19 protein-coding genes and 1 pseudogene are annotated in these 20455 nt (G+C 67.7%); 11 read left to right on the plus strand and 9 right to left on the minus strand.

Features of this window, described 5'->3' with window-relative positions; translation table 11 throughout:
* Positions 1–181 (minus strand): annotated as a pseudogene (locus tag A5681_RS26460) (alcohol dehydrogenase catalytic domain-containing protein); the annotation flags it as partial.
* Here A5681_RS26460 and A5681_RS09640 point away from each other — a divergent pair.
* Complete coding sequence (locus A5681_RS09640; protein ID WP_419866305.1) at positions 114–1112, plus strand: zinc-dependent alcohol dehydrogenase family protein; 999 nt, start codon at positions 114–116, stop codon at positions 1110–1112. The pseudogene A5681_RS26460 and the gene A5681_RS09640 sit on opposite strands and share 68 nt — an antisense overlap.
* Positions 1113–1123: 11 nt before the next feature.
* On the opposite strand, the gene A5681_RS09645 is transcribed toward A5681_RS09640, so the two are convergent.
* The 4 genes from A5681_RS09645 to A5681_RS09660 are packed head-to-tail and all read right to left on the minus strand — an operon-like array spanning position 1124 to position 5881.
* Positions 1124–1906: an SDR family NAD(P)-dependent oxidoreductase gene (locus tag A5681_RS09645; protein ID WP_082968286.1), complete on the minus strand. Its 783-nt coding sequence runs from the start codon at positions 1904–1906 to the stop codon at positions 1124–1126.
* The gene (locus A5681_RS09650) at positions 1899–3512 is read right to left on the minus strand and encodes an AMP-binding protein (RefSeq protein ID WP_067272839.1); all 1614 of its coding nucleotides are present in this window, start codon (positions 3510–3512) and stop codon (positions 1899–1901) included. The genes A5681_RS09645 and A5681_RS09650 overlap by 8 nt, the downstream gene beginning before the upstream one ends.
* 9 nt (positions 3513–3521) lie before the next feature.
* Positions 3522–4262 carry a GntR family transcriptional regulator gene (locus tag A5681_RS09655; protein WP_067272841.1) on the minus strand — a complete coding sequence of 247 codons (741 nt, stop codon included), beginning with the start codon at positions 4260–4262 and terminating at the stop codon, positions 3522–3524.
* Entirely contained in the window at positions 4262–5881 is a 1620-nt protein-coding gene (locus A5681_RS09660; protein WP_067272844.1) for an SMP-30/gluconolactonase/LRE family protein, read from the minus strand. Before A5681_RS09660 ends, A5681_RS09655 begins: the two co-directional genes overlap by 1 nt.
* A 219-nt stretch (positions 5882–6100) precedes the next feature.
* On the opposite strand from A5681_RS09660, the gene A5681_RS09665 reads away from it, so the two are divergent.
* Genes A5681_RS09665 through A5681_RS09695 form a run of 7 tightly spaced genes read left to right on the plus strand, consistent with a single transcriptional unit; the run spans position 6101 to position 15489 of the window.
* On the plus strand, positions 6101–6949 hold the full coding sequence (locus A5681_RS09665; RefSeq protein ID WP_067272847.1) for an SDR family NAD(P)-dependent oxidoreductase: 849 nt from the start codon (positions 6101–6103) through the stop codon (positions 6947–6949).
* Positions 6946–8322 carry an aromatic ring-hydroxylating oxygenase subunit alpha gene (locus A5681_RS09670; protein ID WP_067272850.1) on the plus strand — a complete coding sequence of 459 codons (1377 nt, stop codon included), beginning with the start codon at positions 6946–6948 and terminating at the stop codon, positions 8320–8322. Before A5681_RS09665 ends, A5681_RS09670 begins: the two co-directional genes overlap by 4 nt.
* A 5-nt stretch (positions 8323–8327) precedes the next feature.
* Positions 8328–10175 carry a flavin-containing monooxygenase gene (locus tag A5681_RS09675; protein ID WP_067272853.1) on the plus strand — a complete coding sequence of 616 codons (1848 nt, stop codon included), beginning with the start codon at positions 8328–8330 and terminating at the stop codon, positions 10173–10175.
* Positions 10172–11122, plus strand: coding sequence for an SDR family NAD(P)-dependent oxidoreductase (locus A5681_RS09680; RefSeq protein ID WP_067272858.1), 951 nt, complete (start codon positions 10172–10174; stop codon positions 11120–11122). Before A5681_RS09675 ends, A5681_RS09680 begins: the two co-directional genes overlap by 4 nt.
* A complete protein-coding gene (locus tag A5681_RS09685; protein ID WP_067272862.1) occupies positions 11115–12281 on the plus strand; it encodes a CaiB/BaiF CoA transferase family protein in 1167 nt (388 codons plus the stop codon). Before A5681_RS09680 ends, A5681_RS09685 begins: the two co-directional genes overlap by 8 nt.
* Positions 12282–12308: 27 nt before the next feature.
* Complete coding sequence (locus tag A5681_RS09690) at positions 12309–14027, plus strand: thiamine pyrophosphate-binding protein (protein ID WP_067272867.1); 1719 nt, start codon at positions 12309–12311, stop codon at positions 14025–14027.
* A 25-nt stretch (positions 14028–14052) separates the two neighbouring features.
* Positions 14053–15489: an aldehyde dehydrogenase family protein gene (locus tag A5681_RS09695; RefSeq protein ID WP_067272870.1), complete on the plus strand. Its 1437-nt coding sequence runs from the start codon at positions 14053–14055 to the stop codon at positions 15487–15489.
* Between the two features lie 14 nt (positions 15490–15503).
* Here the strand turns inward: A5681_RS09695 and A5681_RS09700 are convergent, their stop codons facing one another.
* Both A5681_RS09700 and A5681_RS09705 read right to left on the minus strand, forming a co-directional pair.
* Positions 15504–15965, minus strand: a complete 462-nt coding sequence (locus A5681_RS09700; protein ID WP_067272873.1) for an SRPBCC family protein — start codon at positions 15963–15965, stop codon at positions 15504–15506.
* Positions 15962–16828, minus strand: a complete 867-nt coding sequence (locus A5681_RS09705; RefSeq protein WP_067272877.1) for a rhomboid family intramembrane serine protease — start codon at positions 16826–16828, stop codon at positions 15962–15964. Before A5681_RS09705 ends, A5681_RS09700 begins: the two co-directional genes overlap by 4 nt.
* 100 nt (positions 16829–16928) lie before the next feature.
* Here A5681_RS09705 and A5681_RS09710 point away from each other — a divergent pair, with 100 nt between their 5' ends.
* Together A5681_RS09710 and A5681_RS09715 are read left to right on the plus strand one after the other, a co-directional pair.
* The gene (locus tag A5681_RS09710; RefSeq protein WP_067272880.1) at positions 16929–17288 is read left to right on the plus strand and encodes a nuclear transport factor 2 family protein; all 360 of its coding nucleotides are present in this window, start codon (positions 16929–16931) and stop codon (positions 17286–17288) included.
* A 60-nt stretch (positions 17289–17348) separates the two neighbouring features.
* Complete coding sequence (locus A5681_RS09715) at positions 17349–17573, plus strand: hypothetical protein (RefSeq protein WP_055404709.1); 225 nt, start codon at positions 17349–17351, stop codon at positions 17571–17573.
* Between the two features lie 99 nt (positions 17574–17672).
* Here the strand turns inward: A5681_RS09715 and A5681_RS09720 are convergent, their stop codons facing one another.
* Together A5681_RS09720 and A5681_RS09725 are read right to left on the minus strand one after the other, a co-directional pair.
* On the minus strand, positions 17673–18410 hold the full coding sequence (locus tag A5681_RS09720; protein WP_067272883.1) for a DUF899 domain-containing protein: 738 nt from the start codon (positions 18408–18410) through the stop codon (positions 17673–17675).
* Positions 18411–18438: 28 nt separating this feature from the next.
* Positions 18439–19209, minus strand: coding sequence for an SDR family oxidoreductase (locus A5681_RS09725; protein WP_067272885.1), 771 nt, complete (start codon positions 19207–19209; stop codon positions 18439–18441).
* Positions 19210–19356: 147 nt separating this feature from the next.
* On the opposite strand from A5681_RS09725, the gene A5681_RS09730 reads away from it, so the two are divergent.
* On the plus strand, positions 19357–20313 hold the full coding sequence (locus tag A5681_RS09730) for a sigma-70 family RNA polymerase sigma factor (protein WP_067272888.1): 957 nt from the start codon (positions 19357–19359) through the stop codon (positions 20311–20313).
* Positions 20314–20455 lie beyond the last annotated feature (142 nt).

Consider the following 20455-nt stretch of genomic DNA (forward strand, 5'->3'; position numbering starts at 1 on the left):
CGTATTCGTGTCCCATGGGGGCGTCGTGAACCTCGTCCGCGCCGCGATACGGCCACAGATCCGAACCACAGATGCAGGTCGCCGACATCTTGATGATCGCGTCCGTCGGATGGATGATCTCGGGGTCGTCCCGGTCTTCGACTCGCACGTCCCCCGGGGCATGCATCACGACGCCGCGCATTGGCTGGGCCTTCCTCTGCATCTGTGGTTCGGATCTGTGGCCGTATCGCGGCGCGGACGAGGTTCACGACGCCCCCATGGGACACGAATACGTGGGCATCGTGGAAGAGGTCGGCAGCGAGGTCCGCAACGTCCGGCCCGGCCAATTCGTCGTCGGCTCGTTCGTCACTTCGGACAACACCTGCGAGATCTGTCAGGCGGGTTACCAGAGCCGGTGTGTGCACGGCGAATTGATGGGCCACATCGGCACCCAGGCCCAGTACGCCCGCGTCCCGCTGGCCGACGGCACCTTGGTGGCCACGCCCGAGATGCCGCCCGCCGAGATGATCCCCAGCCTGCTGGCTGCTTCCGACGTGCTGGGCACCGGCTGGTTCGCCGCGGTGGCCGCCGAGGCCGGTCCCGGCAAGACCGTCACCGTGGTCGGCGACGGGGCGGTCGGACTGCTCGGGGTTCTGGCCGCCAAGCAACTCGGCGCGGAGCGGGTCATCGCGATGAGCCGGCACCGGGATCGCCAAGCGTTGGCCCGTGAATTCGGCGCGACGGACATCGTCGAAGAACGCGGCGACGAGGGTGTGGCCAGGATCAAAGACCTGACCAACGGCCTCGGCGCCCACAGCGTTGTCGAGGCGGTCGGCACCCAGCAGTCGATGATGCAAGCGATCTCCTGCACCCGACCGGGCGGTCACGTGGGCTACGTCGGCCTCTCGCACGACGTCGCGCTGCCCGGCGACGAGCTGTTCTTCTCGATGGTGCACCTGCACGGCGGCCTGGCCCCGGTACGCCGATTCCTGCCCGAGCTGATCAGGCTGATCTGGGACGGTGCGATCAACCCGGGCAAGGTGTTCGACCTGAACCTTCCGCTACAGGACGCCGCCGAGGGTTACAAGGCGATGGACGAACGTCGCGCGGTCAAGGTCCTGCTCACCGTCTGAGGACCGACTGCTCAGCGCTCGACCCAACGGGAGTTCAACGCGAAGTCCGACAGATACTTCGTCGAACTCCAGCCGCCATCGACGACGATGGTCTGCCCGTTGATGAAACTGCCACCCGGGGAGCACAGGAACGCGACGGTGCTGGCCACGTCATCGATGGTTCCCAGCCGCTGATGCGGTGTCATCTCGGTGTTGATTTTGCGGAACTTCTCGTCTTCCAAGCGCTTTTCGACCATCGGGGTGACCGTCACTCCGGGTGCCACGGCGTTGCACCGGATGCCGGACGGCCCGTACTGGCAGGCGATGTGGGTGGTCAGTGCTGTCAGCCCTCCCTTCGCCGCCGAGTAGGCACCGCCGCGCAGGCCGCCGACGACGGCGAAAGTCGATGTGACGTTGATGATCGCCGACCCGGGCCCCATGTGGGGCAGCACGTCGCGCGCCAACCTGAACGGCGCGCGCAGCATCAAACCCAGGAAATAGTCCAGTGTTTCGTCGTCGGTCTCGTGCAGCGGTTTGGGACTGCCCACCCCGGCGTTGTTGATGAGGAAGTCGATGTGACCCCAGCGGCTGACCGCGAGGTCGACGATGCGGCCGGGCGCGTCGTCGTGGGTCAGATCGACCGCGAGTGTCGCGACGCGGTTCGGATCACCGATGGATCTTTCCAGCTCGGCCAGCCGGCCCGGATCCCGGCCGGTGCCGAGGATCGCCATCCCCATCTCGGCGAGTTTCGTCGCGCATCCCAGGCCGATGCCGCTGCTTGCCCCCGTAACGATCGCGACCTGCATATCACCCATCTACCTTCGTCAGCGCCGCCTTGATCTGATGCTTGAGCACCTTTCCGGCATCGTTTTTCGGCAGCGTGTCCCAGAAGACGACCTGTTCCGGCGCCTTGAATTTGGCGACGCCCTTGCTCTGTAGCAGCGCAAGCAGGCTCGTGGTGTCCGGCCGGGACGAACCCGCGGGAACGATCACCGCGCAGGCGCGCTCGCCGGTGCGGTCGTCGGGCAGTCCCACGACCGCGATCTCGGCCACGCCGGGATGGTCGGCCAGCAAGTCCTCGACTTCCTTGGCCGAGATGTTCTCGCCGTTGCGGATGATGACGTCCTTGGCCCGGCCGGTCACCACGAGGTATTGGCCGTCCACCCAGCGTCCCAGGTCGCCCGTGCGAAAATAGCCTGCGTCGTCGAACGATTCGGCCTCGTCCTCGGCGTGCAGGTAGCCCAGCAGCATCTGCGGGCCCCGGACGCAGATTTCGCCCTCCCCGGCCGGCGCGGCCTGATGCGCGGCGAGCTTGATCTCGGCGATGCCCGCGCGCCCGTCGGTGTCGGCGGCGCGGGCGGCCTCGCCTGGCCTTGGCGCGCCGACAGTCGTGACCGGCACTTCCGTGCAGCCGTACACCCGGGTGATCACCGCCCGGTCAAGGTATGCGCCGGCCCGGCGGATCAGTGACGGCGACACGGCGGCGCCACCGCAGATGAACACCCTCAACGCGGGCAGCCGGCTGCCGGCGCGCTCGGCGGCGGAGAGCAGTTGTTGCAGAAACGGTGTCGCCCCGGCCATGTGGGTGCACCGTTCGCCGTCCATCAGCGTCACGGCCGCCGATGGGTCCCAGCGGTCCATCAGGATCGCGGACGTGCCCAGCAGCAGCGGGCACTCGAACGCATAGATCGACCCGCCGATGTGCGCCACCGGCGACGGCACCAGGAACGCGTCGCCAGGGTTGATGTCCCAGTGCTCGCGGATCTGGCTGATCAGGGCGTGGATCGAATTGTGGCTGTGCAGCACGCCTTTCGGCTGGCCCGAGGTTCCGGAGGTGTAGAGGACCATCCGCACGGCGTCGGGGTCGAGGCTCGGGAGCCGCGTCGCGTCCGGCGGCCGGCCCAGCAGTTCCGGGTACGGCGTGTGCGGGCCGGCTTGGGTCGTTTCGCAGCCGCGCAGCACCACCACTTCGGGGGCCCGCTTGAGGGCGGCCGTGACGCCGTCGAGCATCGCCGCGTAGTCGTGGCCGCCGAACCGGTGCGGGACGAAGATCATGGCGGCGCCGACGTCTTCGAGGATGAAGCGCAGCTCCCGCTCGCGCAGTGACGGCAGGATCGGGTTCACCACCATCCCGGCCAAAGTGGCCGCCAGATAGATGACCGCGGCCTCGTGCCAGTTCGGCAGCATGAACGACACGACGCTGCCCTCCGGCATCCGCGTCAGCAGGGCGTTCGCCAACGCGGTGGCCTGGGCGTAGAGCGTGGCGGCATCGAGCCGAATGTTCCCGTCCACCAGCACAACACGGCGCGGCGAGGTCGCCGCCGCCACGAGCAGGGAATCGGCCAGCGTGGTATGGACCCACAGCCCGCGCCGGTACGCATCCTCCGCGCGCGCGGGGTCGTGGCGAGCCGGGGCGATCACCGCAACAACCTAATCTTTCACGCGGCGCATTGTCATCGCATACCGAAAGTCCGAGGACAGATGGGTGTTGATGGTCACCTGGGCGACGTCGCCATCAGAGGTCTTGTACGTGCGCTGCATCTGCAAGGCGGCCAGCCCCGCTTCGACTCCGAGGCCGTCGGCCACCTCGGGTGAGAGCACCACCGCGGCGATCTCTTGGTGTAACTCGGCGATGGTGACGCCGAACAGGTCCTCGATCAACGGGAAGATCGGGCCGGCGTGCCGTTGCAGCAACCTGCCGACCGCCGCGAAATCGCGGTTGATGTAGTACTCCGTTCGGCACAGAGGCGCTGACGCGCCGTCGGCCCGGCGGTAACCGCGCACGCTCAACCACTCTGTGCCGGCGAGCAATCCGGTTCGAGCGGACACCTCGTCGTCGATGGTCACCATCACGTTGGACTCGATGGTCAGCTGCGCGCCGGCCGCGAACTCCAGCAGGTCGTCGATCGACATCGCGTCCTGCGCATAGGAACTGGAGGCGGGACGGGGAACCACCCGCGTGCCCGCCCGTGGCCGGGACGCGACGAGGTTGTCGTCGCGCAGCCGGCGCAGCGCCTCCCGAATGGTGTAGCGACTGACCGCGAACCGCTCGCACAGCTGATGCTCCGTCGGCAGCTGCGAGCCGACCGGATAGACGCCGTCGACGATCTCCTTGCGCAGTGTGCGGGCGATCTGAAGGTAGCGGTGCTCGCCCGCGACGGCCTGGGGCATCAGCGGCCGTCCCGCGACCGGCGCACAGCCAGCACGCTGCCATCGCCGTCGGCCGACAGGTAGATGGTCCCGTCGGGCGCGGACGCGATGCCGGCAAAGGGGCCCTGTGGGCCCGAGAACGGCGGCATCCCTTTCAAGGGTTTGGGCACCACACCCGGCGGCGGGCCGACCGGCAACCCCGATGCGATGACGCGCCGGACCTGGTCGTGCAGGTCGACGGCGATCAGCTCCTTGGCGCCGGCGTCGACGACGTAGAGCACGCCGTCACGCACCAGAATGCCTTGCGGGCGTTGCAGATCCGCCACCACGACGTCGCTCCTGGACCCGGCCACCCTGACGACCCGCCCGGCCTCGGCCACCAGGCACGCGCCGTCGGCGCCGATCGCGACACCGACCGGTTCAAGCAGGCCGGTGGCGAGCACCTCGAGGCCGCCCGGCCCCAGCGACAGGATCCGCCCGGTCCCCAGTTCGGCGAAGACGATGCCGGTGCGACCGACCGCGACGCCGTAAAGCTGGTCGAATCCCTCGGCCAGCACCTCAGTTTCGCTGACCCCCGGCCGGTACCGGGCGACCTGACCGGCCGAGGTGGTCACGACGAACTCGCCGGGCCCGCTCGGCGCGACGCCCCGCAGGAACCCGGGATAGCCGGGACTGAACAACATGCCCACGGTTTGCAACGACCCGTCCGGCAGTAGGACGTAGAAGTAGGTGCCATCGGCGATGTAGAGCCGGCCGTCGTGGCCGACGGCCAGGTCCAGCGGCCAGTTGAGGCCGCCGGGCAACACCGTTCGCGTCTCGCCGGTCGGTGCGATCTCGGTGACCTCTCCGGTGAAGTTGGATGCCAGCACCCGGTCACCGACCAACGTGCAGTTGTCCAGGCCAGGGTTCAGCTGGGCCAGTACCCGCCGCTCGCCGCTGCGCGGATCTATCCGAAGGACCTGCCCGGTGGCGACCTGGGTCGAGACGATGTGGCCTTGCGCGTCGAACTTGACCGAGTCGGGCACGCCGAGATCGGCTGCGACACATTGCGCCTCGCCGCCGTCGGGAGGGACGCGCCAGATCTCGTTGGCGCCCATCACCGGGAAGTACAACAGGCCGTCGGGGCCGACCTCCATCGCATTCGGTGACGGGACGTTCTCCAGCAGCACCCGCGCCGACCCGCCACCCGGGTCGAGTTCCAGCAACCGCCCACCCTCGCGGCATTCACCGACGAACAACCGGTCCCGATAGAACGTGATGCCGTTCGCCGACGGAAGGTCGTCACGCAGCACCCGGGTTCGCCCGGCGGTGTCGAGCACGCTGACCCGGCCGTCCATGACCTCGGTGGCGAACAGGTTGCCGCCGGAGTCGAACGCGACATCATCGGGGGCGACGATCTCGCCCCCCTTGGGGCTCACGTTTTCCAGCCCGCCGGTGCGGTGATCCAGTGCGCTGATCTGACTGCCGGTCACCTGCGCGATGTAAACGCGGCCGTCCGGCCCGGTGCGCAACCCGTTCGCGCCGAAGAGCCGGCTAGGAGCGGTGACCCGATCGAGGCGCCAGCCGTCCGCCACTTCGGCCTGATGGTTGAGGGCCGCATACCGTGACGGCTCCGCCGCGGTGGCCCGTGAAATCGACATGCCTTGCCGGGATCCTTCCGTCGGCCGTTTGCGCTGGACGCTATCAATTGCCGCTAGTCCAGACAATAGTCGGCGGCGCGGCCGCCATCGGCCTTGACAGTGCTGTCGAGCGATGGGAATAGTATTCTCCGAACGACAGAACGACATATTTTGTCCGGACCAGTAGAAAGCACAGCCCGTTGCGCCCGTGCCGGTGTTCGCAACAGGGGGAAGCAGGCCATGGAGGACTTCCTCAGACTCGACGGCCGCATCGTGGTGGTCTCCGGCGCCGGCGGCGGCGGGATCGGCACCACCGTGACCGCGATGGCCGCCCGGGCCGGCGCCACCGTGATCGCGGTGAGCCGGTCGAAGGAGAACCTCGACGAGCACATCGCCCCGCTGGCCGGACAGGGTCTGGCGGTGGTGCCCGTCGCGGCCGACGCCTCGACCGACGACGGCATCGCCGCGGTGATCGATCAGGCCCGGCGCGCCGAGGGCAATCTATACGGACTCGTCAACGTCGCCGGCGGCGCGGCGCCGTCGACCTGGATGCCATCCACCCGGGTGACGCGCCACGATTGGCGTGAGATCTTCGCCGCGAACCTCGAGACGGCGTTCTTCATGAGCCAGGCCGTGGCGGCCGAGCTGGTGGCACAGGAGCGGCCCGGATCGATCGTGTCGATCTCGTCGATCAGCGGCATGAACACCGCACCCTTTCACATCGCCTACGGCACCGCCAAGGCCGCCATCGCCGCGATGACCCGCACGATGGCACTCGAACTGGCGCTGGCCGGGATCCGGGTGAACGCCGTGGCACCGGGCGTCACCGAGACCGCCGCCTCGCGCACCTACGTCGACTCCGACCCGGACCGGGATCGGCGTGCGATCGCGATGGGCCGGCGTGGCAGGCCAGAGGAACAGGCGGGCGCCATCCTGTTTCTGCTCTCGGAACTGTCCGGCTACATCACCGGCCAGACGCTGCTGGTCGACGGCGGCCTGGACCTCAAGTGGAGTCATCTCGACGCCGACAACACCTCGCTGTTTCTCAAGGACGAATCCTTCCGCGCGGCCATTAGGAGGATGCGATGACCGATCTCGCCCGGGGCGTGAATGCCTCAGCCGCGGAGGAACTTTCGCAGCCGATGACGATCGGCGTCGAGGCCTACATCTCCGAGGATTACGCCCGCGCCGAGCGGGACAAGCTGTGGCGGAAGGTGTGGCAGCAGGTTGGTCGCGTCGAAGAGCTGCCCGAGGTGGGCAGCTACCTGACCTACGACATCCTCGACGACTCGATCATCGTGGTGCGCACCGGGTCCGACGAGTTCAAGGCCCACCACAACGTGTGCATGCACCGCGGCCGCCGGCTGATCGACACACCCGAAGGCGCGAAGAACGCTCGCGGTCGCGCCCGCAAGTCATTCGTCTGCGGATTCCACGGCTGGACATACGGTTTGGACGGGGCGTGCACCCACATCCGCGAACAGCAGGACTGGCGGGGGTCGCTCACAGCCGAGAACACCCACCTGCGGCCTGTCAAGGTCGACACCTGGGGCGGGTGGCTGTGGGTCAACATGGACCCCGATTGCGAACCGCTGGCCGATTACCTGTTCCCCGCCGCGAAGATTCTCGACCCGTTCGGCCTGGAAAACATGCGCTACAAATGGCGCAAGTGGCTGTCCTTCGACTGCAATTGGAAGGTCGCGCTGGAGGCGTTCAACGAGACCTACCACGTCTACACCACCCATCCCGAATTCAACAAGTTCGGCGAATTCAAGGGCTGGGCCAAAGCCCAGGGCAAACACAGCAACATCGGCTATGACGCTCCGGAGGACATGGAGGCCACCAAGTCCAAGATCCGCCTCGGCATCGGTGACGACCCGCGCGTGTCAACCGCGGAGATGCAGGTGTACACGATGGAGGAAACGAACGCCACCACCACCCAAACCCTGGTGAACGCCGCGAAGCGGCTGGTCGACGAGTTGCCCGAGGGGACACCGGCAGACAAGGTCCTCGAGCACTGGCTGGCGTCCGCGCGCCGCGACGATGAGGCCCGCGGAGTGACCTGGCCGACGATTCCCGCCGACATCCTCGGTCAGGCCGGCACCGCGTGGCAGATCTTCCCAAACTTCCAGATCGGGCAGGGCCTGACCAGCGCGCTGTGTTACAGCGCGCGACCACACCCCAGCTACAACCCCGACAAGTGCATCTTCGAGGTGTCCGTCTTCGAGCTGTATCCGAAAGGCCAAGAGCCCGAGACGGAATGGGAGCACACGCCGGTCGGCGATCCCAGGTGGCGATCTGTGCTACCACAGGATTTCTCGAACATGGCCGCCGTGCAGCAGGGCATGAAATCGCTCGGCTTCCCGGGCACCAAGCCCAACCCGTACCGCGAACGCAGCACCGTCAATCTGCACTACCAACTGTCGAAGTACATGGGTACCGGCGAACCGCGGGAGCTTTGAGATACATGACCATGTTCCAAAACGAATGCGGACCGACGCAGACACCCGACGACGTCGACATCGAGGCGCTGCGCGAGAAGTACCGGCAGGAGCGCGAAAAGCGTTTGCGCAAAGAGGGTTCCAAGCAATACATCGAGCTCGAGGACGACTTCGCCGGCTACTACGAGGTCGACCCGTACACGCCCGTGACGCCCCGCGAGCCGATCAACGAGGACATCGATGTCGCGGTCCTCGGGGGCGGCTTCGGGGGCCTGCTGTCGGCGGCTTACCTCAGGAAGGCGGGCGTCGACGACGTGCGAATCATCGAGCTCGGCGGTGACTTCGGCGGCGTCTGGTACTGGAACCGCTATCCGGGCATCCAGTGCGACAACGAATCCTACTGCTATATACCGCTTCTGGAAGAACTCGATTTCATGCCGTCGAAGAAGTTCGCCGACGGAGCCGAGATTTACCAGCACTGCCGGAACATCGGCAAGCATTTCGGCCTCTACGATGCGGCGATCTTCTCCACCCAGGTGCACGATCTGCGCTGGGACGGCGACATCAAGCGCTGGCGGATCGGCACCAACCGCGGTGACGACATCCGTGCGCGCTTCGTCGTGATGGCGTCCGGCCCGTTTCACCGGCCGAAGTTGCCCGGAATTCCCGGCATCAAGGACTTCAAGGGACACAGCTTCCATTCGTCGCGGTGGGATTACGCCTACACCGGCGGCGACGCCGGGGGCGGACTGGACAAACTGGCCGACAAGCGCGTGGCCGTGGTCGGCACCGGCGCCACCGGTATCCAGATCGTGCCGTTCCTGGCCCGCCACGCCGAACACCTGTACGTGTTCCAACGCACCCCGTCGACCGTCGACGCGCGCAACAACACGCCGACCGATCCCGAGTGGGTCAAGACCCTCAAACCCGGCTGGCAGAAGGAACGTCAGCGCAACTTCCACTCCTGGACGTTCGAGGGCATGGCGCTCGGTCAGCCGGATCTGGTGTGCGACTTCTGGACCGAGCTCGGCCGCAACACCGCGGCCCGGGTCCTCGCGCTGGACGATCCGGCGGCCCTGACTCCCGACGAGTTCATGGCGATCCGGGAAGAGGAAGACTACAAGGTCATGGAGCGGCTGCGCCGGCGCGTGTCCGCCATCGTCGAGGACGAGGCGACCGCCGAGGCCCTGAAGCCCTACTACCGGTTCCTGTGCAAGCGGCCGTGCTCCAACGACGACTACCTGGCGACGTTCAACCGGCCCAACGTCACGCTGGTCGACGTGTCGTCGAGCAAAGGCGTCGAGCGCGCCACCGAAAAGGGCCTTCTCGCAAACGGTGTCGAGTACGAGGTCGACTGCATCATCTACGCCAGCGGATTCGAGATCACCACCGAAATCAGCCGGCGCTACTCGATCGAGACGATCCAGGGTCGCAACGGGCGGTCGCTGTTCGACTACTGGCACGACGGCTACAAGACGTTGCACGGCATGACCAGCCGCGGGTTTCCCAACCAGTTCTATACCGGCTTCACCCAGGTCGGCATCTCCGCGAACATCGCCGCCAACTACGAGGTGCAGGGCGAGCACATCGCCTACATCATCGCCGAGGCCCTGGCGCGCGGCGCGACCACCGTCGAGCCCAGTCAGGAGGCCCAGGACGCCTGGTGCCAGACCATCCGCGAGACGGCGGTCGACAACTCGGCGTTCGACGCCCAATGCACACCCGGCTACTACAACAACGAAGGCGGCGGGGGCGGAGAGGGAATCCGGTCCCACCTGGGCGAGCCCTACGGCCCCGGCTTCTACGCCTTCGACGACCTGTTGCGGGTCTGGCGGGACAAGGGCGACCTGGAAGGCCTGGTCCTCGGGACGTGAACGAGACCCCTTCTGCAGAGCTGAGATTCGACGGCCGCGTCGCCGTCGTGACCGGCGCCGGACGCGGATTGGGCCGCGCGTACGCGCAGCTGCTCGCCGCGCGGGGCGCGAAGGTCGTGGTCAACGACCCGGGCGCCGGCCTGACCGGTGAGGGCGCCGACCCCGGGCCGGCCGAGCGGGTCGCGGCCGAGATCGCGGCCGCCGGCGGCGATGCCGTCGCGTGCACCGCGTCGGTCACGACCCGCGAAGGCGGCGAGGCCATCATCCAGGCCGCCGTTCAGCGCTACGGCGGGGTCGACATCCTCGTCCACAACGCCGGCAACGTCCGTCGCGGATCACTCAAGGAGATGAGCTACGAGGATTTCGACGCGGTCCTCGACGTCCACCTGCGCGGCGCTTTCCACGTCGTGCGGCCGGCCTTTCCGCTGATGTGCCGGGCGGGCTACGGGCGCATCGTGTTGACGTCGTCGATCGGCGGGCTGTACGGCAACCACGGGGTGGCCAACTATGCGGCCGCGAAGGCCGGCGTCATCGGACTGGCCAACGTCGCGGCGCTCGAAGGCGCCGCCGACGGGGTGGCGTGCAACGTCATCGTCCCGGCCGCGGTGACCCGGATGGCCGACGGCATCGACGTCTCCGCCTACCCGCCGATGGGTCCGGAACTCGTTGCGCCCGTGGTGGGCTGGCTCGCACACGAATCCTGCTCGGTGACCGGGGAAGTGTTCATCGCGCTGGCCGGGCGGGTGGCGCGGGCGGTCGTCGCCGAAAGCCCGGGGGTATACCGGCCGTCGTGGACGGTCGAAGACGTCGGCAGGCATCTGGAGGCGATTCGATACGTGGAGGCGCCGTTGATCTTTCCGGTCCTGCCCGACGGGCATGACCAACACATTCGCTACAGCTTCGAATTGGCGCATCGCTCAAGCGATCAAGGCGCGCTGCATGGCTGAAGCGACTGGCCCGCTCGCGGGCGTGCGGGTGATCGACCTCACGGCCATGGTGATGGGGCCGTACTGCACGCAGATCATGGCCGACATGGGCGCGGACGTGATCAAAGTCGAACCGCCGGAAGGGGATAACACCCGCTACATCTCCGTCGGCCCGGCGCCGGGCATGAGCGGCGTGTTCGTCAACGTCAACCGCGGCAAGCGCAGCCTCGTGCTCGACCTGCGCACCGACACCGGGACCGCCGCTCTGCGTGCACTGCTCGAGACGGCGGACGTCTTCATCCACTCGATGCGCGCCAAGGCGATCACCAAGCTGGGCTTTGGCTACCCCGAGGTCGCCGCGATCAACCCACGGATCGTCTACACCAATTGCTACGGCTACGGCAGGCGCGGGCCCGAACGCGACCGGCCCGCATACGACGACACCATCCAGGCCGAATGCGGCCTGCCCGCGGTGCAGCAGCAGCTGACGGGCGAGGCCGACTACGTCGGGACCATCATGGCCGACAAGGTCGCCGGCCTGACGGCGCTGTATGCGACGACCATGGCGTTGTTCCACCGCGAGCGCACCGGGGAAGGGCAGGAGGTCGAGGTCGCGATGTTCGAAACCATGGCCTCGTTCATGCTCGTCGAACACGCCAACGGCGCCATGTTCGATCCCCCGTTGGGCCCGGCCGTGTATCCGCGCACCGTGGCGCCCAACCGCCGCCCGTACCGCACCAGCGACGGCTACATCGCCGCGTTGATCTACAACGACAAGCACTGGAACGCCTTCATCGACGCGGTGCGGCCGCCGTGGGTCGACGGATCGTATTCGACGCTCGAGCAGCGCGCCCGCCAAATCGACTCCGTCTACGGCTTATTGGCCGAGACGATGAAGGAGCGCTCGACCGAGGAATGGTTGGCGTTGTTCCGAGACCTCGAGATACCGGCCGCACCGCTCAATACCCCCGGCGCGTTGTTCGACGACCCGCACCTCAACGCCGTCGGCATGTTCGAAACCGTGGACACCCCGCATGGCCCGGTGCGCTTCCCCGGCGTGCCCACCTGGTTCTCGCGGACGCCGGGCCGGGTCGCGGGCCCGGCCCCCGAACTCGGCGCCGACACCACGCAGATCCTGGACGAACTGGGGCTCGCGGCCGACGTGAAATCGACCCGCTGACCGTCAAACCACAGAGGAGCTTTGACCATGGGTGTGCCCGTCTACAAACGCATTCTGGACCTGTTCGAGGTCGAGGGCGTCAATACCCTGTTCGGCATCCCCGACCCGAACTTCGTGCACATGTTCGCGGAGGCGGACGCTCGTGGCTGGTCGGTGGTGGCACCGCATCACGAACTGAGCGCGGGGTTCATGGCCGAGGCGGCGTCGCGGATGACCGGTAATCCCGGCCTGTGTATCGGCACGCTCGGGCCCGGCATGGCCAACATGGCCGGTGCGATCCAGTGCGCGCTCGTGGAGAACTCCCCCGTGATCTTCATCGGCGGCCAGCGGGCCCGCATCACCGAGCGCCGGGTCCGGCGCGGCCGCATCCAGTTCGTCCGGCAGGAACCGCTCGTTGCGCCGTCCGTCAAGTACAGCGCCTCCATCGAATACCCCGACCAGACCGATGAGATCATCCACGAGGCGATCCGCCGGGCCATGTCCGGCACCCCCGGGCCGGCCTACGTCGAGTACCCCTCGCACGTCATCCTCTCCGAGCTCGACGTGCCGGATCCCCTGCCGCCCAACAGGTACCGACTCGTCAACCAGACCGCCGGTGAGCGTGAGGTGGCCGAGGCGGCACAGCTGATCCGGGCCGCCGAAAGCCCGATCCTGTTGGTCGGGCACGGGGTCCACACGTCGCGCACCGGTGCGGCGGTCCGGGAGCTGGCCGACCTGATGGCCTGCCCGGTGATCCAGACCTCCGGCGGCACGTCCTTCATCGACGGCCTCGAGGACCGGACCTTCGCGTACGGGTTCTCGCCGGCGGCCGTCGAGGCGGTGGTGAAGTCCGACCTGTGCGTCGCGCTCGGCACGGAGCTCGGTGAGCCGAGTCATTACGGCAGGACCCGCCATTGGGCGCAGAACAACGCGAATCGCAAATGGGTTCTGGTCGAACAGGACCCGGCCGCCGTCGGGGTGAACCGTCCGATCGATGTCCCGCTGGTCGGCGATCTTCGCGGCGTGGTGCCTCAGTTGGTCGAGGCGCTTCGCGGCAATCCGCGCAGAGCCTCGGCCGCCGCCAAGGCCGACCTCGACCGCTGGATCGCCGAGGACGCGGCGGAGCTGGCTCAGCTCGCGGAGAACGCGCCGACGGGACGGACGCCGGTGCATCCGGCCCGGTTCGTCGTCGAGGCCACCCGAGCGTTCCCAAAAGACGGCATCATGGTCCGCGACGGCGGCGCGACCGTCATCTTCGGTTGGACGTACTCGCAGGCCAAACCGCGCGATGTCATCTGGAACCAGAACTTCGGTCACCTCGGCACCGGCTTGCCGTACGCGGTTGGGGCCTCGGTCGCCGAAGGCGGTAAGCGCCCGGTCATGCTGATCACCAGCGACTCGGCGTTCCTTTTCCACATCGCCGAGTTGGAAACGGCCGCGCGGCAGCAACTTCCGCTGGTGTGCGTGGTCGGTGTCGACCACCAGTGGGGCCTCGAGGTCGGCGTCTACAAGCGCACCTTCGCCCAGCCGTCTCCGCAGCCTGGCGTGCACTGGAGCAAGGACGTCCGTCTCGACAAAGTCGCCGAGGGCTTCGGTTGCCACGGCGAGTTCGTCGAGAAGGAGGAGGAGATCGGCCCGGCGATCGAGCGGGCGTACGCGAGCGGCAAGACCGCCGTCGTCCACGTCTGCATCGACCCGAAGGCGAACTCCGAGGAGATGCCCAAGTACGACGAGTTCCGCACCTGGTACGCCGAAGGCACCCAGTAGATCAAGGATTCCCGAAGGAGGAGCCATGCGCGATTACCTGAAGTTCTACATCGACGGGCAATGGGTCGACCCGGCCCGGCCCAATACTTTCGACGTCGAAAACCCGGCGACCGAAGGCGTTTGCGGAAGGATCTCGCTCGGATCGCCCGCGGATGTGGACGCGGCGGTGGGCGCGGCCCGGCGGGCGTTCGCCGACTGGTCGCAGAGCAGCCGCGAGCATCGGCTCGAGCTGCTGGAGGGCATCCTTGCCGAATACCAGCGCCGTGCCGGCGATCTCGCCGACGCGGTGACCGAGGAGATGGGCGCTCCCCCGTCGCTGGCCGCGGGCCCGCAGGTTCAACTCGGGATCGGTCACTTGGTCACGGCGATCGATGTGTTGAAGAACTTCCCCTTCGAGGAGCAACACGGTGCGACGCTGATCACCAGGGAGCCCATCGGTGTCTGCGGGCTGATCACGCCATGGAACTGGCCGCTCAACCAAATCGCCGTCAAGGTGTACCCGGCGTTGGCCACGGGCTGCACGATGATCCTGAAACCCTCCGAGGTGGCGCCGTTTTCGGCCTACATCTTCGCCGAGATCCTCGACGCCGCCGGCGTGCCGGCCGGGGTGTTCAACCTGGTGAACGGTGACGGCCCCGGCGTGGGCATGGCGATTGCGGCCCATCCCGGCATCGACATGGTGTCGTTCACCGGCTCCACCCGCGCGGGCGTCGAGGTGGCGAAAACCGCCGCCCCGACCGTCAAGCGGGTGACCCAGGAGTTGGGTGGCAAGAGCCCCAACATCGTCCTCGACGACTCGGGCTTCGCCGACAGTGTGCGAGCCGGAGTCGCCAACATGATGCCGAATTCCGGTCAGAGTTGTAATGCGCCGTCGCGCATGCTTGTTCCGAATTCGCGCATGGACGAGGCCATCGCCATCGCACGCGAAACCGCCGGGCAGGTGAAGGTGGGCGACCCCGGTGACAAGACCGCAATCGGGCCTGTGGCGTCCAAGGCGCAGTTCGAGAAGGTGCAACGCCTCATCCAGCGCGGCATCGACGGTGGTGCGACCGTCGTCGCGGGCGGTCCCGGCCGGCCGGACGGCCTGACCAACGGCTACTACGTCCGGCCGACCGTCTTCGCGCACGTCACCAACGACATGGCGATCGCGCGGGAGGAGATCTTCGGGCCGGTGTTGTGCGTGCTCGGCTACGACGACCTCGACCAGGCCGTCGATATCGCCAACGACACCGATTATGGTCTGGCGGGCTATGTTTCGGCCGCCGACCTCGACAAGGCGCGTGCGGTGGCGCGCCGCATCCGGGCCGGTTGGGTGACGATCAACCACGCGTTCGACATGAGTGCGCCGTTCGGCGGCTACAAGCACAGCGGCAACGGGCGCGAGTGGAGCGAGTTCGGGTTCCACGAGTACCTGGAGGTCAAGAGCGTTTTGGGGTACGCGCCCGAGAAGGGCGGCCAGTAGCGTTGTCGCGCTGATCAGCGGGACTCGAAGTGGCGGCGGATGCCGGCCAGCATCGCGATGTGCGCCCGCACGGCTTCACGAGTGGTCATCGGGGCCAACGGCCGGGGCGCCGCGATCCCGATTCGCTCGGTGACGCGCGTGCCCGCCGCGGTCGGCTCGAAGCTCACCCGCCCGCGCAGGCGCACCCCCGGCGACTGGTCCGCCTCGGTGAGCACGTCGCCCTCCGGCGGCACCCGCAGCCGCGCCCGGTAGGTGATCGTCATCGTGAACGGTCCCAACGGAATCCGGTCCCGCACCCGATAGCTGAGGTCGACCCCGGCCGGGGTTTCGCTGCGCGACAACAGCTCCACGGACACGATCAGTGGGTGCACCAGCTTGATGTTGTCCAGGTCCACGTAGAAGTCGCGAACCTCACCCGGGGGCGCCGGCACGTCCTCGGTCAGCGTGTGCTCGCCGTGGGCGACCCACCAGCTCACGCCGAAAACTCCAACAGCAGCTGCGCCGTGCGCCACCAGATCAGCACGGCGAACGCCACCAGCACGATGACGGTCACCGCGGCCTGAATCGTGTTGCGGCGCTCCTTCGGTGGGTAAACGTAGGCGGCGGCGACCAGCGCACCCGTGACCAGCCCGCCCACGTGCGCCTGCCAGCTGATGCGTTGCGAGCTGAACAACGGCACCAGGAACGTGACGACCAGGTTGATCGCGATCACCGCCACCACCCAGCGGACGTCGAATGCCAGCCGCTTGCCCACCACGAAGGTGGCGCCGAACAGACCGAAGATCGCGCCCGAGGCGCCCGCCGTCGCGGTGTCCAGCGGCGACACCAAATAGACCAGCACCGAACCGCCCAGCCCGCTCAGCGCGTATAGCGCGCCGAAACGCAGTCGGCCCAGCCACATTTCGAGCGGCGGGCCCACCACGTACAGGGCCCACATGTTGAACACCAGATGGGTGGCGCCATAGTGCAGGAACGCCGACGTCACCAGGCGGTAGAACTGGCCGTCGGCGACGGCCGGCGGCCACAGCGCGAGCTGCTTCTCCAAGTTTCCCGACGCCATCTGCAGCACGAAGGCCAGCACGTTGATCCCGATCAGGGCGTAGGTAAGCACCGGGGTGTTCGACCGCTGCCGCCCGCCGAACCGGGTGCGGGGCTGCCGGACCGTCCGCGCGCCGGCCCGGACGCACTCCACGCATTGGTGACCGACGGCGGCGCTGCGCATGCAGTCCCCGCAGATGTAGCGCTCGCAGCGGTTGCAACGCACGTACGTCGGGCGGCCCGGATGCCGATAGCAACTCGGAGCCGCGGGCGGCGAATCCGGTGTGCTGGGTGCGCTCATCGCCCTATTCTTGCCCGCGCCGGCGGACCCGGCGCAGCGCTTTAGCAAAGCTGTTTTCTGCCCACGGCTTTCCGCCTACTGTTTTCTTCGTGGAGTCGACATGAGCAGTCGGGTGGTCGAGCGCTACCTCGAGTGCCTGGCCGCACACGACTGGGACGGTCTTGCCGCAACGATCGCCGACGAGGGGTTGGTCCGCGAGGGCCCGTTCTGTGACGTCGTCGAGGGCAAGCAGCACTACGTCGCCTACCTGCGCAAGGTCCTGACGAACCTGGATGGCCATCGGCTTCAGGTGCAGCGGGTTTCGCATGTCGACAGCCGCCTGTCGTACGTGGAGCTGACGGAGTCGTTCGTGATCGACGGCGACACCAAGCGCTGGCCCGAATGCATCCTCTTCGAGCGTGACGACGACGGGCTGATCTCCCGCGTCAGTGTGTTCTTCAAGCAGCCCGCCGCGCGGTGAATCGCCCGGGCGGTCACGAAGCTATTCCCTCACTCGCGAAATTGACCTAGCGTGTGACGGGTGGAATCAAACGGAACCCCGGAATTGGTGCCCGTCGAAACATTGCACTCAGGTGATCCGATCATGGATTGCGGCCAGCGGTACATAGTCCTCGAATCGAAGGCCGTCGGCGACAGCTGCGTGGTTCTCGAGCTCGAATCCAGGGTGGACCACCAGCTGCAGGTCATCGAGAAGTCGTTCCCGGCGGGATACCACGTCAACAGGGCGAACCACCGAATCTTATAGCCCGAATTTACTCAGCCGAATATTGCGCGAGTAGCCGTTGGTCGGCTACCGCGCATTCGTGTTATTCGGGCCGAAAACGCGAATATCGGACGGCCGCATTCAGCGGCCGCGCGCCGGCCGCGGATCGTTGGGATTGTCCTGATCGGGATCGCCGAACCACCGCGACGGCGGGCGCTCGCCGTACGCGTCGTGCCATTCCCACCACTCGTACGGCGCGGTCTGCGGGTATCCGGCCGGCGAGTCCTCCCAATTCTCCTGGCGTCCGAGCGCCGTCATGTCGAGGTAGCTCCAGGTGTTGCCCAGCGCTTCGTCACCCCGGTTGTTGATGAAGTAGGTGCGGAACACCCGCTGACCGTCGTGGATGAACGCGTTCGTGCCGTGCCATTCGTCCACACCGAAGTCGGCGTCGAAGCCGTCGGTGATCGTGTACCACGGCATCTGCCAGCCCATCCGCGCCTTCAGCCGGGTGATGTCGGCTTGCGGCGCCCGCGAAGCGAACACCAGGGTCGTGTCGCGGGCATTCAGGTGGGCGAGGTGTCCCACGTGGTCGGCGATCATCGAGCAACCGCGGCACGCGTGGTCGGGCCAGCCGTCCACGCCCGGCTCGAAGAAGGCGCGGTAGACGATCAGCTGACGCCGCCCCGCGAACAAACCCAGCAGGCTGACCCGACCCTCGGGTCCCTCGAACGCGTAGTCCCGCTCGACGGCGAACCAGGGCATCCGCCGGCGCGCCGCCGCCAGGGCGTCGTGGGCTCGCATCACTTCCTTCTCCTTCACCAGCAGCTCTTCGCGCGCGGCGGCCCAGTCCCGGGCCGACACGATTGGGGGTGTGTGCATGTCGTTGTCCTCCTTGGGTTTTGCGGCCTCAGGCCACCGCCGACAGGCCGGCGGACGTCAGCAGGTACGCGTCCGGTGTCCCGGAGTCCTCGGTGGCGATGGCCAGGACCGAGCGGCCGACCTGCTCGGCGGTGAGCGCGGGCCCGGCGGCCCGCACGAACGACTCGACGTCGACGCCTTGCCGCTCGGCGTACGCCGCGACGGCCTTGGCGCCGAGCTCGGTCGCCGGCGTCAACCGCGGCAGGACGGACACGAAGCGGATGCCCAACCCGGCCGCCTGCGACTCGATGGCCGCGTAGCTGGCGACGAACCTGACCGCCGCCTTCGCCCCCGCATAGCCCCCGCTCAGTGGTGAACCGGCGAGGGCGGCGCCGCTGGACATGACGATCACCGAGCTACCCGGGGCGAGCGGACGTCGCAGCGCGTGGCGGGTCCAGTGAAAAGCCTGTGCGACGTCGACATTCCAGTTCTGGCTGAAGCTGTGCCAGCTCTGCTCCTGCAGCGGGCTCATCTGCGGCGCCGCACCGGCGCAGAGGACCACCGTGCGCGGCCGGTATCGGTCGATGAGCCGCTGCGCCGTCGCCGGGTCGGCGGCGTCGGCGGCCACGGGGATGAAGCCGTCGCCGAGCTCCGCGCGCACGTCCTCGAGACCGGAAGCGCCGCGCGCGACGCCGACCACCTCGGCGCCGGCCCCCGCCAGGGCGCCGGCGATCGCGCGGCCGAATCCGCGGCTCGCCCCGGTCACGATCGCCGTGGCGCGGGCCAGGCCTCCGGATGGGCGGGTCAGGGGCTCGTTCATGTTCGTCCTCGCTCTCAACGGAAGTGCGTTCACCAATTGAGATGCGGCGCGACGCGCGAATTCATCGCCGCCGCACCGATGATTTTCGTCCGCCCGCCGTCTCTGTACTGGGAGTAGCGTTCGAACCCAGCCCAGACAGGAGGGGGCGTGCCGGCCCAAGAGGACTTCATCGCGCAGGCGGCGCCGTTTCGCGCCGAGCTGATCGCACACTGTTACCGCATGCTCGGGTCGGTGCACGACGCCGAGGACCTCGTCCAGGAGACCTACCTCAACGGCTGGCGCGGCTATCAGGCGTTCGAGGAGCGCGCGGCGTTGCGGACGTGGCTGTATCGGATCGCGACGACCGCCTGCCTGCGGGCGTTGCAGAACCGCGCCCGACGGGTGCTGCCGGCCGGACTCGGCGGCGGATCGGTCGACCCCGACGCCAGCCTCGATGCTGTCGGGGGCGCGCACGAGTGGCTGGAACCCATCCCCGACACGTTGACTTTCGCCACACCCGAGGACAACGTCGCCGCGCGACAAAGCCTGCGGCTGGCCGTGATGACCGCGCTGCAAGAGCTGCCCGCCCGTCAGCGCGCGGTGCTCATCCTGCGCGACGTGGTGCAGTTCAGCGCCGCGGAGGTGGCCGAGCTCCTCGAAACGACACCCGCCGCGGTCAACAGCTCGCTGCAGCGGGCGCGGGCCCGCCTCGCCGAGCTCTCCCCCGCCGAGGAGAGCCTGTCGGAGCCCGACGACGCCGAGCGCCGGGCCCTGCTCGACCGCTACTGCGCGGCATTCGAGAACGCGGACATGGACGCCCTCACCGCGTTGCTGCAAGCGGACGTGAAGCTCGAAATGCCGCCTCTCCCTGTCTGGTTCACCGGTCGCGACCCGGTGTTGCGATTCCTCGCCGCGCGTGCGTTCGCCGAGCCCGGTGAAATCGCGATGATCCCGACGGCCGCCAACACGCAACCCGCGGTCGCCGAGTACCGCCGCGGCGCCGATCGGACAATGCGGGCCCATTCCATTCACGTTTTGACCGCGGGCACCGGCGGTGTCGCCACCATCACCGTCTTCCTGGATCCCGGCCTGTTCAGCAGGTTTGGATTTCCGTCCAGCCGGTAACCTGTCCGCAGGGACGCGACCGCACCGCCGGCTAGGAGAAAGAAGGCTCAACCCCCCGGAGTCCTCGGTGTCGTCGCAGGGTCGAAATGTGGACAGGTCCCCTGCGCCCCAGGATCATTAGGCGCGGTAGACGTAATCGAAG

The organism is Mycobacterium scrofulaceum (assembly GCF_001667885.1).
Lineage (GTDB): Bacteria > Actinomycetota > Actinomycetes > Mycobacteriales > Mycobacteriaceae > Mycobacterium > Mycobacterium scrofulaceum_C.

What these genes read in the sequence shown, in the direction of transcription:
- A5681_RS09640 (WP_419866305.1), top strand. Translation starts at nt 114, where the DNA reads ATGATCTCGGGGTCGTCCCGGTCTTCGACTCGCACGTCCCCCGGGGCA.
- A5681_RS09645 (WP_082968286.1), bottom strand. Translation starts at nt 1,906, where the DNA reads ATGGGTGATATGCAGGTCGCGATCGTTACGGGGGCAAGCAGCGGCATC.
- A5681_RS09655 (WP_067272841.1), bottom strand. Translation starts at nt 4,262, where the DNA reads ATGCCCCAGGCCGTCGCGGGCGAGCACCGCTACCTTCAGATCGCCCGC.
- A5681_RS09660 (WP_067272844.1), bottom strand. Translation starts at nt 5,881, where the DNA reads ATGTCGATTTCACGGGCCACCGCGGCGGAGCCGTCACGGTATGCGGCC.
- A5681_RS09665 (WP_067272847.1), top strand. Translation starts at nt 6,101, where the DNA reads ATGGAGGACTTCCTCAGACTCGACGGCCGCATCGTGGTGGTCTCCGGC.
- A5681_RS09670 (WP_067272850.1), top strand. Translation starts at nt 6,946, where the DNA reads ATGACCGATCTCGCCCGGGGCGTGAATGCCTCAGCCGCGGAGGAACTT.
- A5681_RS09675 (WP_067272853.1), top strand. Translation starts at nt 8,328, where the DNA reads ATGACCATGTTCCAAAACGAATGCGGACCGACGCAGACACCCGACGAC.
- A5681_RS09685 (WP_067272862.1), top strand. Translation starts at nt 11,115, where the DNA reads ATGGCTGAAGCGACTGGCCCGCTCGCGGGCGTGCGGGTGATCGACCTC.
- A5681_RS09690 (WP_067272867.1), top strand. Translation starts at nt 12,309, where the DNA reads ATGGGTGTGCCCGTCTACAAACGCATTCTGGACCTGTTCGAGGTCGAG.
- A5681_RS09695 (WP_067272870.1), top strand. Translation starts at nt 14,053, where the DNA reads ATGCGCGATTACCTGAAGTTCTACATCGACGGGCAATGGGTCGACCCG.
- A5681_RS09705 (WP_067272877.1), bottom strand. Translation starts at nt 16,828, where the DNA reads ATGAGCGCACCCAGCACACCGGATTCGCCGCCCGCGGCTCCGAGTTGC.
- A5681_RS09710 (WP_067272880.1), top strand. Translation starts at nt 16,929, where the DNA reads ATGAGCAGTCGGGTGGTCGAGCGCTACCTCGAGTGCCTGGCCGCACAC.
- A5681_RS09720 (WP_067272883.1), bottom strand. Translation starts at nt 18,410, where the DNA reads ATGCACACACCCCCAATCGTGTCGGCCCGGGACTGGGCCGCCGCGCGC.
- A5681_RS09725 (WP_067272885.1), bottom strand. Translation starts at nt 19,209, where the DNA reads ATGAACGAGCCCCTGACCCGCCCATCCGGAGGCCTGGCCCGCGCCACG.